This window comes from Sediminivirga luteola (assembly GCF_014639315.1).
Classification (GTDB): Bacteria; Actinomycetota; Actinomycetes; order Actinomycetales; family Brevibacteriaceae; genus Sediminivirga; species Sediminivirga luteola.
In genome coordinates this window covers 167,782-183,224 of the sequence record NZ_BMFY01000003.1, presented here as the reverse complement: position 1 = coordinate 183,224, position 15,443 = coordinate 167,782, and the positions used below count along the sequence as shown (strand labels likewise).

Genomic DNA, 15,443 nt, shown 5'->3' with positions numbered 1-15,443 from the left:
ACGCCGGCCCGCCGGACGACGGAGCGCTAGGGCACCGGCGCCTGGGCGGTCAGGTTGTAGTGGCGGAGGCGGGAACGCGCCAGGTCCGCCGCCGGGACCTCCAGGACGGTGAGGCTGGCCGCGTCGACCGGGACGATCTGGTCGGTGCGCAGGCCGACCAGGATCTCCAGGGCGGCGCGGATCACCCCGCCGTGGGTGACCATCAGCACCGGTCCCTCGCCGGCCGCAGCGTCCCGGAGCGCGGCCGCCACCCGTTCATGCACCTGCAGACGGCTCTCTCCCGCGGAGGGGGTGAGCACCCCGGCGCGCCAGCGGCGGTAGTCGCCGCCGATCTCCTCGGCGGTCAGTCCCTCCCACTCTCCCAGTCCGGCCTCCTGCAGGCGCGGATCCTGCACGGACGGCAGCGCGCCAGCGGTGAGCAGCTCGGCCGTGGCACGGGCGCGGCAGGCCGGTGAGACGATCAGGCGCTGCGGCATCCACTCCTGGATCTGCGGGCGGAGCGCCAGCGCTTCCCTGCACCCGGCGTCGTTGAGCGGGATGTCGGTGCGCCCCTGCAGGCGACGCTCGTCGGTCCACGCGGTACGGCCGTGGCGCACCAGGAGGATCGTGGCGGTGCTCATCCGGCCGGCTCCCAGCGGTCACCGGCGGCATCGAACAGGGCGTCGGGTGCCGGTGGCAGCACCAGCCGGCGCTTGGCGCCGACGGCGATGCGCTGCTCCGCGACGACGGAGAATCTGCCCGCCGCGCCAGCGGCGACTGTCACCACGAAACGGCCGGCGCTGGGTGTCGCCTCCAGGACCGTCACCTCCGCTCCCGCCTCCGGCGCAGGCTCTCCTTCCGCTGCGGCGAGGACCAGGCGCTCCGGCCGGTACATGGCCGTGAGCACGGTGCCCTCGGGGGCGTCGAGACCGCCGGCCAGCGCGGCACCGCCCAGGGAGGCGCTGCGCAGTGTTCCGCCGCGGACCTCGCCCTCCAGCAGCACGGCGGACGGGCTGCCCAGGAACTCGGCGACGAACGCCGTGCGCGGGCGCTGCAGCAGATCGTCCGGGGTGCCGAACTGCTCCAGCCTGCCGCCGCGCAGCACCGCGATATGCGTGGCCATGGCGAGCGCCTCGATCTGATCGTGGGTGACATACACGCTGGTGGCGCCAGTGGCGAGGTGGACCTGAACGAGCTCGGCGCGGGTGTCGACCCGGAGCCTGGCATCCAGATTGGACAGCGGCTCGTCGAACAGCAGGACCTTCGGGCGCGGAGCCACGGTACGGGCGATGGCCACGCGCTGCTGCTGACCTCCGGAGAGCTGCGCGGGGTGCCTGCCGGCCAGCTGATCGATGCCGAGCATCGCCAGCACCTCCTGCACGCGCGCCCGCCGGTCCGCAGCGCTCCAGCCATCGACCTTCAGGGGCCACTCCACATTCGCCCGTACCGTCATATGCGGCCACAGGGCGTAGCTCTGGAATACCATGCCGATCCCCCGCCGCTCCGCCGGCACGCTCAGCCCGGACCCGCCGTCGGCGATCACCCGGTCACCGAACCGGATCCGCCCCGAGGTGGGGTCCTCCAGGCCGGCGATCATCCGCAGCGTGGTCGTCTTCCCGCACCCGGAAGGACCCAGCAGCACCAGGAAGGCGCCCGGGGGCAGGCTGAGATCCAGCCCGGCGACGGCCGGCTGGCCGCCGAAGGTCTTGGCCAGTCCCTCCAGGGAGATGCTCGCGGCGGTCTGTGTGGTGGTCATGGGGTCCTTCACTCTCACGGATCGGTTCCTTCAGGCATTCCAGGGCCGGCGCGCGCCCTGGAGCCGGCGGGCCAGGATGGTGGCCGTCACGGAGACGGCGGCGATGATCAGGGTGACGGCATTGGCGTGCTGGGTGAAGCCCTCGGAGGCGTAGCGGAAGGTCTGCACCGCCAGCAGCGGCGTGGCGGGCGTGACCAGGAGCACCATCAGCGAGAGGTCCCGTACCACGGTGACGAAGACCAGCATGGCGCCGCCCACCACCCCGCGGGCGGACAGCGGCAGCAGGATCCTCCCGATCCTCCGGCCGGTCCCGGCACCGGCCAGCGTCGCCGCCTCCTCCAGCTCGTACGAGACCTGCCCCAGGGAGGACTTGGCGGTCTGGAAGGCGTACGGGATGGAAGCGGCGATGCCGGCCAGGACCAGGATCCAGAACGTCCCGTAGAGGGAGGGCAACGGACCGGCGCCGGAACCGAACAAGGCGATGAACGCCGCGCCGAGGGCAATCCCGGGGATCAGGAAGGGCACATAGGACAGGAACCCGATGCCGCCGGTCACGAAGGGACCGCGGTGGCGGCGCACCACATAGGCGCCGAGCATCCCCAGCAGCACCGCGCCGAGTGCCACGCACGCTCCCAGGGCGACGGTGTTCCCGGTCGCCGTCGTCAAGGCGGCGTCCCGCAGGACGCCGGCCATCCCGTGCGAGATGCCCGGGTCAGAGGCGCCGATCCAGTAGTGCAGGGTGAACCCGGCGTCGAAACTGTTGGCGCGGCGGGTGAGCGTGCTCATGGCCAGGACCGCCATCGGGAGCAGCGTCGTGGCGGCGATGAGCGCCCAGGCCAGCGTCAGCACCGGCAGCCGCCAGGCGCGCAGGCGGACCAGGCGCGGCCGGCTGGACTTGCCGGTGATGACGGCGAAGTTCCTGCCCCGCGTCGCGCGGTTGCCGAGGTACAGGACCACCGCGGCCACCGCCACCAGCAGGATCGAGAGGACGTAGCCGCGTTCGGTGTCACCGGTGGAGATGGCACCGTACAGCCGGGTGCTGAGCGTCTGGAACCGCACCGGGAGGCCTAAGAGCGCCGGGGACGCGAAGTTGGAGACGCCTTCGGCGAAGGCCAGCAGGAAGCTCGAGAGCAGCGCAGGGCTGACCGCCGGCAGCGCGATGCGGACCGCGACCCGCAGCCGGGAGGCGCCGGTGAGCTCGGCGGCGGCGATGAGATCCCCGCCCAGGGACGCCAGTGCCGCGGCGATGATCACGAAGCTCAGCGAGAAGTAGTGCGCCACGAGCGTGAGCGTGACCGGGACGGCGCCCCAGGCCAGGACGTCGGGCACCTGGATCCCGAGACTGCCCAGGAGCCCCGGTGTCCCGCCGACGCGGTCGTTGCGGAACACCGAGGTCCAGGCGAGCGCGAGCGCGAAGCTGGGCAGGGCGAACGGGATGGTGGCCAGGACGCCGATCAGCCGCTTGCCGGGGATGTCGGAGAACACCACCACCCAGGCGAGGAATCCGCCCAGGACGGTCGAGAGCACTGCCGTGCCGAGGGCCACCAGGATCGAGTTCCGCAGCGGCGTCCAGAACAGGTTCTGGGACATCGGGCTGGCCAGCACATCGCGCCAGGAGGTGCCCGTGCCGGTGCCGCCGGCCCCGGCCGGGACGGTGGCGCCGATGAGCCCGGCCAGCGGGGCCGCGACCAGGACGCCCAAGACCAGCAGGACGACGAGAGCCAGGAGCGTCACCGGGTTCAGCAGCGCCCGGCTCCAGCGGGACGTCACTGGATCGTGAGCAGGAAGTCCGCGACCTCACCGCGCACCGCAGCGGACTCCTCGGGGTCGATGGGCCAGGCGGCGAACTCCTCACGTGGCAGCGCGCCCTCGGGGTCCTGCAGGTCGCTGCGCGCCGGGTAATCGCCGGGCACGTAGAAGGGAGCGTAGGCGGGACCGCCGTCGGCGGAGTCGTCGCCCATCATGAAGTCGATCAGCAGACGGGCGGCAGCCGGGTTCTGGGCGTCTGCCGTGACCCCGAGCATCGCCGGGAAGATGATCCCCGGCGCCGGTGCCACCTCGCCCGCGACCTGGAGCGCCCAGCCCTCGTCCTCGTTGTCGCGGCGGTCTGAATAGGTGGTGAACCCCAGCGGCGGATTGTCCTGCCCGGTGGCGCCCACGGCCTCGTTCACGGCGTCGGTGGAGTCGACCAGGATGACGTCGTTGGCGTAGAGGTCCGCCAGGAACTGGTAGCCGGCGTTCTCCACGCCGTCGTCAAGCTGGAGCGGCTCACCGGCCCATTCCTGATAGGCGGCGTCCATCTCATCGGCGCGGAGCACCATCTCGGTGACCATGTCCAGGTAGTCGCCGCGGCCGTTGGGATCGACCATGACCACGCGGCCCTCCCACGCCCCGGAGGTCAGCTCCCACAGGTTCTCCACCGGGGCGCCGTCGGGGTGCGCCTCCTCGTTGTACATCAGCACCTTGGTGGAGAGCCGGTTCGTCACCAGCGGTTCCTTGTGCTCCTCCGGCAGCACGTCGTCCATGCGCGGGGGCACATAGGGCAGAAGGACGCCTTCTTCGATGAGCTGCGTGACGACGACCGGCGCATCGGAGACATAGGCGACGTCGGCGGTGGAGGCGCCGGCCGCGTGCTCGCTGGCGAGCCGTTCGATCTGCTCGGAGGAGGGGATGTCGTGCTCGGTGATGGCGATGCCGGGGTACTCCTTGCGGAACTCCTCGGCGACGGTGGCGATCCGGCTGGTGAAGGAGTAGACGACGACTTCGCCCTCCTCCTCGGCGGCGGCCACGAGTTCCTCGTGGGACATGGCGTCATAGCGCTGGGTGTCGTGCCCGGCCGCGTCCGTGCCGGTGGTGCCGGCTCCAGCGGAGGAGCAGGCGGAGAGGACGAGGGTCAGCGGGAGGGCGGCGGCGAGCACTGGGATGGCAGCGCGTGCGGACATGGCGGATCTCCTTCGGTGTGAGGTGGTGACGTGGTGGCCGGGATCTGGCGGTCTGTGGGCAGGTGGCGGTCGGGAATCTGGCGGGGTCAGGCAGGTCCTGCGCGCCGCGGACACGGCTGCGGTCAGGTTTCGAAGTGCTCCAGGATCACGCCGAGCCGGTCCAGTGAGGCCAGCGCGGTCTCCGGGTAGCGGCGAGCGATGGTCAGGACCAGGGCGTTGCAGATGGCCATGGGGACGGTCAGGGACAGGAACTCGCTGCTGCGGCCGCGCGGGGCGGCAAGGAGTGAATCGGGTTCGGGCCGCATGGTCAGCAGGGTGTCGGTCAGCACGGTGGAGTGGATGCGTTCCTTCGCGGCCAGGTCGAGGACGTGGGCGAGGGTGTCGGGCATCCGGCGGAAGGCGAACGCCAGGAGCACATCGCCGTCGCGCATCGCTGCGATCCGCTCGGCCACATCGCGGCGGGAGCCAACCAGCGGAGTGGACCGGATGCCGAAGCGCCGCAGCCGGCGGGACAGTTGTTCGACCAGGACGATGGCGTTGCCCTGGCCGAAGAGGTAGACGACGTCGGCGGCGATGACGCGCGCTGCCAGCTCGTCCAGCTCCTCCTGACGGACGTGCTGCGGCAGAGCCGATAGGGCCGCCACCTCGTCCTGGACCAGTTCCTGCAGCTCGTGGCCGTCAGGATGCCGGTCCAGATGCCCACGGATCCTTTGCGAGGGCCCGTCGGAACCCAGGTAGTCCTGCCGCAGGAGCTCCCGCAGCTGGGGGTACCCGGCGAAGCCGAGCCGCTGCGCCAGTCGGGTGGCCGCCGACTGGTGCAGTCCCAGGGGCGCCGTGAGGTCCTGCGCCCGCCAGAACGCCGCCTCGGCCGGGCGCGACTGCAGCACCGAGACCAGCTTGCGGTCGGTCTCGGTCAGCAGATGCCCGTGGGCCTTGACGATGCGGTTGATGAGCACGATCGCCACGCTAAGCGGAAGTCCACTTGCATACCCTGCAACCAGTGGAAGTTCAATTGCTGTTCACCGAGTGTGCATTCACCCGGGCCCTGCGTGACGCGGCAACGGCCGCTCAGCTGCGGGGCAGGCGACGGCGCAGCAGGCGCGGTTCCAAGGGTCCGAGGTCCTCCAGGACGGTGAGCACGCCGGCCAGTGCCTCCAGGGCGTCGAAGGCCTGTGCGGCGCCGTCCGGATCGGCGCTCTCGTACAGTTCCAGGCCGACGAACGAGGCGCTCACCGCCCGCGCCAGGCCCGGGACGTCGACGGTGCCGGCCAGCGGCGTGCGCTCCACCAGCCTGTGCAGCACGGCCTCGATCTCGGTCACCCAGAGCTGGAGGCCCTCGGCAGTGGCGGCGGCGAGTTCTGGATGGGAGCGGACGCCAGCCAGCAGCTGGCCCAGCTGGGCCACGCTGCCCTCCTGGCGCTCCGTCTCGTGGATGTGCCGGGCGGCCGCGACCAGCTCGCTGAAGGAGCCGACCTCCCGCAGCAGCCCCCGGTGCGCGGCCACCCGCTGCTCGGCACCGTACCGGCAGGCGGCGGCCAACAGTTCGTCCACGGAGCCGAAGTGGTAGAAGACAAGGGCGGGATTGGCGCCCGCGGCCGAAGCGATGGTCCGCGCCGAGGCCTTGGCGATGCCCTCCTCGGCCAGGACCCCGAGCGTGGCGCGCAGCAGCCGCTCCCGGGTGGAGCCGCTCACGGGAGGGCCACCTCCCGCACGGGACGCAGCCCGGGGCGCACGCCGAGCCGCGACGCCTCGGTGAACTCGGCGCGGAACGCCCCGTGGTAGCCGAAGAGCGGCCCGAACCGGCGATTCACCACGTTCACCTGGATCCGGAAGCAGCCGGCCTCGTCGTCGAAGGACTCGCGCACCGTCGCATCGGCGCCGATGAGTTCCGGGACGCCGATGTCCACTGGCCCCTCGATGAACCGGTGCGCGCCGGAGCGGATGATCAGCCCGCCCCAATGGTCGACGGCCGGGTGGAGGTCGGAGACCAGGTGCTGATGGGTGCCCAGGTAGTCGACGATGTGACCGCCGCCGGGAGCCAGCACCATCTGGGCGTCGAAGCGATGGGACCGGCCCGGGAAGCGGAAGGTGCGCACGAAGGTGACCGTCTCCCGCCCGTGGGTGTCCAGGTAGGGGACGTTCTCGATCGTGAACGGCACCTGGCGCCCGCGCCGCGGAGCCAGGATGTTCCTGGTGCCGCCGAGCGCCAGGAACGGGCGGACCCACGGCGGGCCGTGCCAGATCTCTTCCATCACGCCGCGGCCCAGGCAGGCCAGATCGGACGTCAGTCCCACGGAGAACCGGCGCTGGAGCTGCGGGTGCAGGCGTTCGAACTCGTCTCCCAGCACGGCACGGAAGATGGAGGTCATGATGCGGTCTCCTTGGTTCCCGGTGCCGCGCCAGCGGGCGCGGCGGCATCTGGCGCGGAGGACAGATCGCGCTGGGGCGGACCAGTGCGTCCCGGGTGACGCGAGCGGTCCGGGTGCCGGCGGCACCGGCGGGCCGCTGGCGTGACGGGCGACGGCGGGATGAGTGCCGCCGCGGCGAGGACCAGGATCGCCAGCAGTGGATGGACGAACGCGGCCAGGGCGATTGCCGCCAGCCGCGTGATCACCTCCGCCACGGCGTGGAAGCGGCTCCGCTCCGGCGTGATGCCGCGTTCGAGCCACAGGCGCAGGCGGTCGAACGACCACGCCGTGGCCCACCCGATGAGGGGACGGAAGATCAGCCGGTCGGCCAGCGCACCGGGCCTGCCCCACGGCGGCCGGTAGTCGTAGCCGGTGAGGAAGACGATGCCGCCGGCGGGCGAGGGCAGATAACGCCAGTAGCCGCTGCCCTCGGCGATGAAGGAGAGCGGATGCGCCGAGCTGAAGCGCAGCACGCTCGTGCGGGACCCGTCGGGGCGGTGCTTCTCCCCCGCGTGCACGCCGGTGCCGCTGACGGTGACGCCGGGGAAGACCGTGGTGGCGTAACGGAAGCGCCGCACCGTGCTCCCGGACGCCGCGGACTCCTGCTGTGCGGCCTCCTCCGGGACGATCCGCCCGAACCTCAGGTCCCAGCGGGCGTGCTGACGCGGATCCTGTGTGCGCTGCCAGAGGCGGTCCATCCCGGCGTCGATCACCGTCTCGACGTAGACACCTGCTGCCATGCCGCACCTTTCGATTTGATCGATCGATCAATTCTGATGAAGACCAGCTTGCCAGCAGTTGATCGATCGGTCAATTCCGCCGTGGTGGATAGGCCCCGCCTAGGCCTTGACCGCGGCCATCCCAGCGCCTAACATACAACCATATGGTTGTAAATTCTCCGCAGCGCAGCCTCAGCGACGACGAGGTCGACCGGATGTTCCGCGCCCTTGCCGATGCCACACGCCGCGACATCGTGCGCCGCACCCTCACCGAGGAGGCGACGGTGTCACAGCTGGCCACCGCGTATGAGATGTCCTTCGCCGCCGTGCAGAAGCACGTCGCCGTCCTGGAGGGGGCCGGTCTGGTGACCAAGCACCCCAAGGGCAGGGAACGCCTCGTTCGTGGGAATCCCGATGCTCTCCGGCGCATCCAGCAGTTGCTGGACGCCTACGAGCAGATCTGGCGCGGCCGCATCGCGCGGCTCGACGCGCTCCTCAACGAAGAGTGATCCCCCGCTGAAGAAGGAAGGCACCGCCATGCCCGTCACCTCAATCGACAAAGATCCCGAAGCCCTCTCCATGACGATCGTCGCCGACTTCGCCGTGCCGGTTCAGCGGCTCTGGGACGCCTACGCCGATCCCCGCCAGCTGGAGAAGTTCTGGGGCCCGCCGGGATGGCCGGCGACCTTCACCCGGCACGATCTCTACCCGGGCGGGCGCTCGAAGTACTACATGTCCGGTCCCGACGGCGAACGCTCGGGCGGGTACTGGGAATACCTGAACGTGGACCATGGCCGCGCCTTTGAGGTCCTCGACGGATTCCTGGGTGAGGACGGCACACCCAATACCGAGCTTCCGTCCATGCGCATGGTGTTCCTCTTCGAGGACACCACGGAAGGCTCCCGGCTGGTCACCACGACGTACTTCAACTCCGCCGAGGAACTCGAGCAGCTCCTGGGCATGGGCATGGAGGAGGGGACCAAGGCCGCGATGGGCCAGATCGACGCCGTTCTGGCGGACCTCGCTTCCTTCGCCGCGAGCCGCGGCACCGACGCCCAGCTGCTCGGGGATACGCAGGTGCGCATCAGCCGCATCATCCGCGGCACGCCCGAGCAGGTCTGGCAGGCTCACCACGACCCGGTGCTGCTTCAGCGCTGGCTGCTGGGACCCGATGGCTGGCAGTTCACCGACTGCCAGATGGCCACGGAGGTGGGGCAGACCTACCGGTACGCCTGGGCCGACGCCAACGGGGAGAACGGTTTCGCCCTCACCGGTGAGATCCGCGAGTCCGAACCACCGCACCGGGAGGTGGCCACGGAGGCGATGGAGGGCATCGACGGTCCGCCCGCGCTCAACGAGCAGACCCTCACCCCGGTGGAGGGCGGAACCCTGCTGACCCTGGTCATCACCTACGCCAGCGCCGAGATGCGCGAGGCCGTCCTGGGCACCGGGATGACCGAGGGCATGGAGACCAGCTACGCCCGCCTGGAGTCCGAGGTCCTGGCCGGGACCTGATCAGACGCCGGGTGGGTGGCGCTCACTTGAGCAGGCGGTCCATACCCCGGTCGGACAGCTTCTTGCCGCCGGTCTGGCAGGTCGGGCAGTACTGGAAGGTGGAATCGCTGTAGACCACCTGCTGGATGGTATCCCCGCAGACCGGGCAGGACTCGCCGAAGCGCCCGTGCACGGCCATCGCCCCTTTCTTCTCCCGTTTGAGCTCGCTCGCGGGCTGCCCTTCGGCCCGTTCCACGGCGCCGCGGAGGGTGTCACGCATGGCGGCGTGCAGACGTGAGACCTGCTCCGGTTCCATTGCCGCGAGCTGGAACGGCGACATCCGCGCCGCGTGCAGGATCTCGTCGGAATAGGCGTTGCCGATCCCGGCGATGAGCTGCTGCTTCTTCAGGAGGTTCTTGATCCGGGTGCGGCCGGCCGAGGCGAGGATCTGCGCGAAGTCCGCCTCGTCGACCTCCAGGGCGTCGGGTCCGAGCTTGGCGATGCCGGGGACGTCCTGCGGATCGCGCACCAGATGCAGGGCGAGTGCTTTACGCGTGCCCGCCTCGGTGATGTCGATGCCGGAGCCGCCGTCCAGGACCAGCCGGGCGGCCACCGTGCTGCGGCGAGAGGCCGAGGGGGCGGGTGCGTGCTCCCGCCAGCGGATCCACCCGGCCAGGGACAGATGCACGACGAGGTGAAGATCCCCGGCGACGATGTCGAGGAACTTGCCGTGCCGTCTCACCTCGCGCACGGTGAGCCCGGCCAGTGCGGTCACGGGAGGGTCGGTGGTCTTGAGCGCCTGGAAGGCCAGCACCTCAAGCCTGTCGATGGCCTGGCCGGCCAGGCGGGAGGTCAGGTCGACGGCGAGCGCATGCACTTCCGGTAGTTCCGGCATGCCTTGATCCTACGCAGAGAGCGCGCACGGGCAAGGGCCCGGCCGCCTGCCCACGGAGGTTTCCCGCGGCCATTCCCGACAGGTCGGCGCAGGTCAGCGCAGCTCGTAGATGAGCCGGGCGAAGGCTCCCACCTGGCTGACCTCGCGCAGGGAGAGCCGGTCCGAGAGGATCTTCCTGGGCAGCAGCGGCGCACCCGCCGGCAAGGCGACCGGGGCGATGGACAGGCGCACCTCGTCGAGGGCGCCGGCATCGGCGAACTGGCCGGCCAGGTCCCCGCCGCCGACGACCCAGACATCGCCGTCCCCGGCCAGGTCCCGGATGGTCTGGAGATGAGCGTCGACGGAGCCGGAGACGAGGCGGACATCGGCGCCGGCGGGGATCGCGAGTTCCCGGCTGGTGAACACGAGCACGGGCCGCGAGCCGAACGCGGTCTGCCACTTCTCCGGGGCCTGAAGGATGCCCTCCTGGCGGAGCACCCATTCGTATGTGCTCGACCCCATCACGGTCACGGCCGCATCCGGCGGCGCGAGTTCCGGTGCGGGAGCCTCGCCTACGGGAACGCTGAAGAGCCATTCCAGGGAGTGCTCCTCATCGGCGATCCAGCCGTTGAGAGTCGTCGCGGTGTCAAAGATGATGCGGCCCATGGTTCCTCAGGGTACTCGCGCCGCCACGCATCGCTCCGGCGGCGCGCTGCGTTCCGGGGCTCTCAGTCTTCTGGGGGTGCTCAGCCTCCCAAGGGGCGCTCAGTCTTCCGGAGGTGCTGCGCCGATGCCCTCCTCGGCCGCGATCGCGCTGACCTCCCGTGCCAGGCTCGTGTCCCGGGCGGTCAGCTTTCCGGCGTCGTGGCTGATGAGGCCGATGTCGACGTGCGGATAGCGCAGGTCCACATCGGGGTGGTGACCGGCTGCCTCCGCGGCAGCACCGATGCGGTTCACCAGCCTCAGGCCGGTGGCGAAGTCTCCCGTGGCCAGGCGGGTGCGCAGCATTCCCGCCTGCACGGCCCAGTCGTGAAGCCCCGCCGCGTCCAGATCCTCCCGCGAGGTCGGTGCGGTCTCGTCTGCCTCGTGTGCATCGCCGGTCATGGCGCCTCCCCGGATGTGCTCGCCACCGTGCTCTCGTTCTTCGAGTCTGCGCCCTGCTGCCGTCCGTCACAAGTACGTGTGTGTCACTCTGACAGGCGCGCGGCGGCCACCTGCAGGCGGCACGTCTTCACAACGCGCTCCCGGGTAGGGTGCGGCTTCTCCCGTCGCGCGGTCTTCATGCCCCGTCCCGGAAATGTTCACCGCCGGGCTTCGCGGCGTTGGGAACGCCCGCATACGCTGCGGGCATGGACGTCCCCTGGTGGGCGGAAGTCCCACGGCATCATGTGGCGCATCTGGACGGGCCAGGCTCGGGCCGCGAGGCTCCGGAGAGCTTGCGGTACCGGCGACGGATGAACGCGCGGACTCGTACCGTCCTCCACCTTCTGGCAGCGACGGGAAGCATCGGCATCGCCGGCCTCGTCGCCTGGGCATGGCTCTCCCCGCAGATCCGGTTGGACACCGCGCTGACTCTGACGGTCTTCCTGGTGCCGTGGGTCGTCATCGGAGGGCCGTATCTGATGCATCTCGCGGCCTCCGCACGCAGCGAGCGGCACGCGCAGGAGCTGTGGCGGGACCACGGGAGGCGGGCGCGTCGCTTCGCCGGGACGGTGACGGACCGGGATGTCCGCACCACCGACGAGGGTCAGGTCTCGTTGTTCCGGGTGCGGGTCACCGGTTTACCGGCGGCCGTGTTCCCCGGTGGTGAGGTCGCGGCCGCATGGCGGCCATTCCCGCGGGCGGGCGACTATCTGCTGCAGTCGCAGGTTCCGGGAGCCGGTGCGCCTGCTCGCGTCTGGCGCGTTCCAGGCCTGCCGGACTCCCCCGTCGTCGTCGAACTGACCGACCCCACCGTGGTGACGCCGGCGCCCGGTGGCGGCGAGGTCGTACACGGCGGCGACTGAACGCGGCATCCAAAAACTCACTGCGGCACTGAGCGCCCCCGGCAGGACTCGAACCTGCAACCTACGGATTAGAAGGCCGTTGCTCTATCCATTGAGCTACGGGGGCAAGACCACAGCAACTATATCCACCGGCGGCGGGAACCACCATGACCACGTCGAGCAACGCACCACGCGGCCGTTACCGCCACACAGCAGTTGACCTGACTGCACGCTTCCGCGCTGACGAGAACGTATGCAGCGGCAGGGTGGCCGCGTGAACTGCCAACTGGCGCCCGGAGGCGGCCTCCGATGTACGCGAGCTCTCGGCGACCTCGTGAATCCCAGCGCCCCGCCCGAAGCCCTGCAACCACTCGGTAGCAAGCGGCGCCTGCCCCACAACCGGTCCAAACGACAAAAGTGCCTCGAAGATCACTCTCCGGGGCACTTTCGAACTTGTCCGCTCACACGGCGGTGACAGTGGACTCCGTGTGTGAAAGCTGGAAGTAGTCCTCCCAGCCAGGTGTTCCACCACCTGAAGCGTGGAGCGCGGAGCGAATGCATGACATCGCCACAATCTCAGCCGCCTCGTAATCACCGTCCGGCGCGTCAACATACACCTCGAAGGCCACGCGGTCCTGGTCCAGCTCAAACGTGACGGTGGCCTCTTGGAGCGCTTCGTTCGACTCTTCAAGGGCCTCTAGTTCATCTACAAGGCTGTCGAAGATCTCATCCGAGTTCTCAGCAGTGACGCCCGCGGTGGCGAAGGTTCTCCTCATGAACAGAACGCTCATCAACGCCTCCCCTCCTGGTAACAGGGCTGCCGATACAGCCACGATAGCGTGTTCTTCACGTAGTTCGGGTCGCTGGGCGAAATGTGGACCGACTTCTTGTGTTCCCCACACGGACACTTCACGCGGTAGTACTTCCGCTTCGGGTTTTCGATGCGCCAACCTGCCTCGTGAAACTCCCCGAGCAGGGCCTCCAGCTCCTTCTTCGGATGCTTGGCCCAGTATCGCCGCACTCGGCATTTCCTCCCGTCCCACGTAGATGCTCGACGATACTACGCACGGGTAACGCCACACAGCAATGCTTACCTTCCCATTGGGGATAACGACCCACAGCACGCCCAGCACGCCCATCGGCAGGGGCTATCAACCGGCACAAATTCCACGATGCGGATTGACCACTCCGCATACCGGACTTTCGCTGGTACGGTGTACACCAGATGAAGCGGCACTGCTCCGCCGCAGCCTGAAGCGTCAGTATCCGAGCAGAGAGGCTCAGACCATGGCCCAGACCCCCACTGCCCAGACGCAGTCCTTCCAGGAACTCATCGAAACCCTCGGCGCCGATCGCGTGGTCACGGACCCCGCCACCGTGGAGAACTACCGCTGGGACCGGGCCAACGACCCGGACGCCGGCACTCCTGCCGTCGTGGTCCGGGCCGGGACCACCGAGGACGTGCAGGCGACGATCCGCTTCGCCGCGGCCCGCGGCATCCCGGTGGTGCCCCGCGGTGCCGGCTCCGGTCTGTCCGGCGGGTCGACCGCAGTCACCGGCGGGATCGTGCTCTCCCTGGAGCGGATGCGCGACATTCGCATCGACCCCCTCACCCGCACCGCAGTCGTCCAGCCCGGCGCCTTCAACGCCGAGGTCAAGGCCGCGGCCGCCGAGCACGGGCTCTGGTACCCCCCGGACCCGTCGTCGTTCGAGTTCTGCTCCATCGGCGGCAATATCGCCACCAACGCCGGCGGGCTGTGCTGCGTGAAGTACGGGGTGACCACCGACTACGTGCTCGGGCTCACGGTAGTGCTCGCCGACGGACGCGCCGTGAAGCTCGGCGGCCCCACGGTCAAGGACGTGGCCGGCCTGGACCTGACCAAGCTGTTCATCGGCAGCGAGGGAACCCTGGGCGTGATCACCGAGATCACACTGCGGCTGGTCCCCGCACAGCGCCCGCCGACGACGCTGGTGGCCACCTTCAAAACCCTGGACGACTCGACCAACGCCATCCTGTCGATCTCCTCGAAGATGCGTCCCTCGATGCTGGAGTTCATGGACAACCCGACCATCAATGCGGTGGAGGACGCGACCAAGATGGGCCTGGACCGCGAGGCCGAGGCCATGCTGGTCATCCAGTCCGATGAGCCTGCGGAGTTCGCCACCAAGGAGATCGAGCAGATCGAGGCGCTGTGCCATGAGAACAACGCCACCGAAGTGTTCTACACCGCCGACCCGGAGGAGGGCGAGGCCTTCGTGGTCGCCCGGCGCATGGCGATCCCCGCCGTGGAACGAAAGGGCGCCCTGCTGCTGGAGGACGTGGGGGTACCGCTGCCGCGGCTCGGCGATCTGGTCCGCGGCATCGCCGCCATCGCGCAGCACCGCGACATCGTCATCGCCGTCATCGCCCACGCCGGCGACGGCAACACCCATCCGCTGCTGGTCTTCGACCCGACCGACGCAGATCAGAAGCAGCGCGCCCACACCGCCTACGGCGAGGTCATGAACCTGGCCATCGAACTCGGCGGAACCATCACCGGCGAGCACGGAGTGGGCCGCCTGAAGCGCCCCTGGCTCGCCGACTACATCGGCGAGGACGCCCTGGACCTCAACCACCGCATCAAGAAGGCGCTGGACCCGGAGAACATCCTGAACCCGGGTGCTGTCCTGGATCCCGCCGCTCTGCAGACCAGCCAGACGCCCTGAACCCTTAAGGAGCCCGCCAGTGTCCGCGTACACCACCATCCCCGTCATCACCTACGCCAAGGCCGCCGAGGCCGTCCAGCTGACCATCGACATCGGCGCCGAGCGCGGACTCAAGCTCTGCGCGACCGTGGTGGACCCGGCACTGAGCCTGGTGGCCTACGGCCGCGCCGACGGCATGACACCGCACAGCGTGGAGACCTCCCGCCGCAAGGCCAATACCGCGGCCTCCACCCGCAAGCCCAGCGCCGAGGTGCTGCCGGAGCTGGCCACAGCCCTGGAGAACGGCACCGGAGGGCTGCTCACCCGCATCCCCGGGGGCGTGCCCATCGTGATCGACGATGTGCTCATCGGCGGCCTCGGAGTCGCCGGCGGACCTCCGGCTGAGGACGCCAAGGTCGCAGCCGCCGTGCTGGAGGCCATGGGGGCGGCCTCGACCGGGGAGGCTTGATGAGGATGACGGTGAAGGAGGTTCCTGATCGGTGAGGCCCGGCAATGCCGGTTGCGCACAACCACGCCATCGCTCACGCACCCTGCCTCCACACGCATGGCGTGCGCCGCACTCGTTTTTATGACACAGGAC

The 15,443-nt window shown here is 69.7% G+C and carries 17 protein-coding genes and 1 tRNA gene; 5 read left to right on the top strand and 13 right to left on the bottom strand.

Going from position 1 to position 15,443, the window contains the following annotated elements; translation table 11 throughout:
• Positions 1 to 26: 26 nt before the first annotated feature.
• The 8 genes from IEW13_RS04290 to IEW13_RS04255 all read right to left on the bottom strand — a co-directional run bounded on the left by IEW13_RS04290 (position 27) and on the right by IEW13_RS04255 (position 7,825).
• A complete protein-coding gene (locus tag IEW13_RS04290) occupies positions 27 to 620 on the bottom strand; it encodes a histidine phosphatase family protein (RefSeq protein ID WP_188549698.1) in 594 nt (197 codons plus the stop codon).
• Positions 617 to 1,735: an ABC transporter ATP-binding protein gene (locus IEW13_RS04285; RefSeq protein ID WP_188549697.1), complete on the bottom strand. Its 1,119-nt coding sequence runs from the start codon at positions 1,733 to 1,735 to the stop codon at positions 617 to 619. The genes IEW13_RS04290 and IEW13_RS04285 overlap by 4 nt, the downstream gene beginning before the upstream one ends.
• 30 nt (positions 1,736 to 1,765) lie before the next feature.
• Positions 1,766 to 3,505: an ABC transporter permease gene (locus tag IEW13_RS04280; protein ID WP_188549696.1), complete on the bottom strand. Its 1,740-nt coding sequence runs from the start codon at positions 3,503 to 3,505 to the stop codon at positions 1,766 to 1,768.
• Positions 3,502 to 4,677, bottom strand: a complete 1,176-nt coding sequence (locus IEW13_RS04275; RefSeq protein WP_188549695.1) for an ABC transporter substrate-binding protein — start codon at positions 4,675 to 4,677, stop codon at positions 3,502 to 3,504. The genes IEW13_RS04280 and IEW13_RS04275 overlap by 4 nt, the downstream gene beginning before the upstream one ends.
• Before the next feature lie 122 nt (positions 4,678 to 4,799).
• On the bottom strand, positions 4,800 to 5,642 hold the full coding sequence (locus tag IEW13_RS04270) for a MurR/RpiR family transcriptional regulator (protein ID WP_188549694.1): 843 nt from the start codon (positions 5,640 to 5,642) through the stop codon (positions 4,800 to 4,802).
• A 103-nt stretch (positions 5,643 to 5,745) separates the two neighbouring features.
• Positions 5,746 to 6,369, bottom strand: coding sequence for a TetR/AcrR family transcriptional regulator (locus tag IEW13_RS04265; RefSeq protein WP_188549693.1), 624 nt, complete (start codon positions 6,367 to 6,369; stop codon positions 5,746 to 5,748).
• Positions 6,366 to 7,046, bottom strand: a complete 681-nt coding sequence (locus IEW13_RS04260) for a DUF4166 domain-containing protein (protein ID WP_188549692.1) — start codon at positions 7,044 to 7,046, stop codon at positions 6,366 to 6,368. The genes IEW13_RS04265 and IEW13_RS04260 overlap by 4 nt, the downstream gene beginning before the upstream one ends.
• Positions 7,043 to 7,825, bottom strand: coding sequence for a hypothetical protein (locus IEW13_RS04255; RefSeq protein WP_229744926.1), 783 nt, complete (start codon positions 7,823 to 7,825; stop codon positions 7,043 to 7,045). The genes IEW13_RS04260 and IEW13_RS04255 overlap by 4 nt, the downstream gene beginning before the upstream one ends.
• Before the next feature lie 143 nt (positions 7,826 to 7,968).
• Here IEW13_RS04255 and IEW13_RS04250 point away from each other — a divergent pair, with 143 nt between their 5' ends.
• A complete protein-coding gene (locus IEW13_RS04250) occupies positions 7,969 to 8,313 on the top strand; it encodes an ArsR/SmtB family transcription factor (protein WP_188549691.1) in 345 nt (114 codons plus the stop codon).
• 28 nt (positions 8,314 to 8,341) lie between these two features.
• Positions 8,342 to 9,319, top strand: coding sequence for an SRPBCC family protein (locus IEW13_RS04245; protein ID WP_188549690.1), 978 nt, complete (start codon positions 8,342 to 8,344; stop codon positions 9,317 to 9,319).
• A 22-nt stretch (positions 9,320 to 9,341) separates the two neighbouring features.
• On the opposite strand, the gene IEW13_RS04240 is transcribed toward IEW13_RS04245, so the two are convergent.
• The 3 genes from IEW13_RS04240 to IEW13_RS04230 form a co-directional block, all read right to left on the bottom strand.
• Positions 9,342 to 10,193, bottom strand: coding sequence for an Fpg/Nei family DNA glycosylase (locus tag IEW13_RS04240; protein ID WP_188549689.1), 852 nt, complete (start codon positions 10,191 to 10,193; stop codon positions 9,342 to 9,344).
• Positions 10,194 to 10,286: 93 nt separating this feature from the next.
• A complete protein-coding gene (locus IEW13_RS04235) occupies positions 10,287 to 10,838 on the bottom strand; it encodes a dihydrofolate reductase family protein (RefSeq protein WP_188549688.1) in 552 nt (183 codons plus the stop codon).
• 99 nt (positions 10,839 to 10,937) lie between these two features.
• The gene (locus tag IEW13_RS04230; protein ID WP_188549687.1) at positions 10,938 to 11,276 is read right to left on the bottom strand and encodes a 4a-hydroxytetrahydrobiopterin dehydratase; all 339 of its coding nucleotides are present in this window, start codon (positions 11,274 to 11,276) and stop codon (positions 10,938 to 10,940) included.
• Positions 11,277 to 11,521: 245 nt separating this feature from the next.
• On the opposite strand from IEW13_RS04230, the gene IEW13_RS04225 reads away from it, so the two are divergent.
• Positions 11,522 to 12,178, top strand: a complete 657-nt coding sequence (locus tag IEW13_RS04225; RefSeq protein ID WP_188549686.1) for a hypothetical protein — start codon at positions 11,522 to 11,524, stop codon at positions 12,176 to 12,178.
• A 33-nt stretch (positions 12,179 to 12,211) separates the two neighbouring features.
• Here IEW13_RS04225 and IEW13_RS04220 read toward each other — a convergent pair.
• Both IEW13_RS04220 and IEW13_RS04215 read right to left on the bottom strand, forming a co-directional pair.
• Positions 12,212 to 12,284, bottom strand: a tRNA-Arg gene (locus tag IEW13_RS04220).
• Between the two features lie 334 nt (positions 12,285 to 12,618).
• Positions 12,619 to 12,948 carry a hypothetical protein gene (locus IEW13_RS04215; protein WP_188549685.1) on the bottom strand — a complete coding sequence of 110 codons (330 nt, stop codon included), beginning with the start codon at positions 12,946 to 12,948 and terminating at the stop codon, positions 12,619 to 12,621.
• 496 nt (positions 12,949 to 13,444) lie between these two features.
• Between IEW13_RS04215 and IEW13_RS04210 the strand changes: the two genes are divergently transcribed.
• Positions 13,445 to 14,863, top strand: coding sequence for an FAD-binding oxidoreductase (locus IEW13_RS04210; RefSeq protein ID WP_188549684.1), 1,419 nt, complete (start codon positions 13,445 to 13,447; stop codon positions 14,861 to 14,863).
• 19 nt (positions 14,864 to 14,882) lie between these two features.
• Positions 14,883 to 15,311, top strand: a complete 429-nt coding sequence (locus tag IEW13_RS04205; protein ID WP_188549683.1) for a GlcG/HbpS family heme-binding protein — start codon at positions 14,883 to 14,885, stop codon at positions 15,309 to 15,311.
• The last annotated feature ends 132 nt before the right edge of the window (positions 15,312 to 15,443 follow it).

What these genes read in the sequence shown, in the direction of transcription:
- IEW13_RS04225 (WP_188549686.1), top strand. Translation starts at nt 11,522, where the DNA reads ATGGACGTCCCCTGGTGGGCGGAAGTCCCACGGCATCATGTGGCGCAT.
- IEW13_RS04290 (WP_188549698.1), bottom strand. Translation starts at nt 620, where the DNA reads ATGAGCACCGCCACGATCCTCCTGGTGCGCCACGGCCGTACCGCGTGG.
- IEW13_RS04275 (WP_188549695.1), bottom strand. Translation starts at nt 4,677, where the DNA reads ATGTCCGCACGCGCTGCCATCCCAGTGCTCGCCGCCGCCCTCCCGCTG.
- IEW13_RS04285 (WP_188549697.1), bottom strand. Translation starts at nt 1,735, where the DNA reads ATGACCACCACACAGACCGCCGCGAGCATCTCCCTGGAGGGACTGGCC.
- IEW13_RS04245 (WP_188549690.1), top strand. Translation starts at nt 8,342, where the DNA reads ATGCCCGTCACCTCAATCGACAAAGATCCCGAAGCCCTCTCCATGACG.
- IEW13_RS04230 (WP_188549687.1), bottom strand. Translation starts at nt 11,276, where the DNA reads ATGACCGGCGATGCACACGAGGCAGACGAGACCGCACCGACCTCGCGG.
- IEW13_RS04250 (WP_188549691.1), top strand. Translation starts at nt 7,969, where the DNA reads ATGGTTGTAAATTCTCCGCAGCGCAGCCTCAGCGACGACGAGGTCGAC.
- IEW13_RS04255 (WP_229744926.1), bottom strand. Translation starts at nt 7,825, where the DNA reads ATGGCAGCAGGTGTCTACGTCGAGACGGTGATCGACGCCGGGATGGAC.
- IEW13_RS04260 (WP_188549692.1), bottom strand. Translation starts at nt 7,046, where the DNA reads ATGACCTCCATCTTCCGTGCCGTGCTGGGAGACGAGTTCGAACGCCTG.
- IEW13_RS04210 (WP_188549684.1), top strand. Translation starts at nt 13,445, where the DNA reads ATGGCCCAGACCCCCACTGCCCAGACGCAGTCCTTCCAGGAACTCATC.
- IEW13_RS04215 (WP_188549685.1), bottom strand. Translation starts at nt 12,948, where the DNA reads ATGAGCGTTCTGTTCATGAGGAGAACCTTCGCCACCGCGGGCGTCACT.
- IEW13_RS04235 (WP_188549688.1), bottom strand. Translation starts at nt 10,838, where the DNA reads ATGGGCCGCATCATCTTTGACACCGCGACGACTCTCAACGGCTGGATC.
- IEW13_RS04240 (WP_188549689.1), bottom strand. Translation starts at nt 10,193, where the DNA reads ATGCCGGAACTACCGGAAGTGCATGCGCTCGCCGTCGACCTGACCTCC.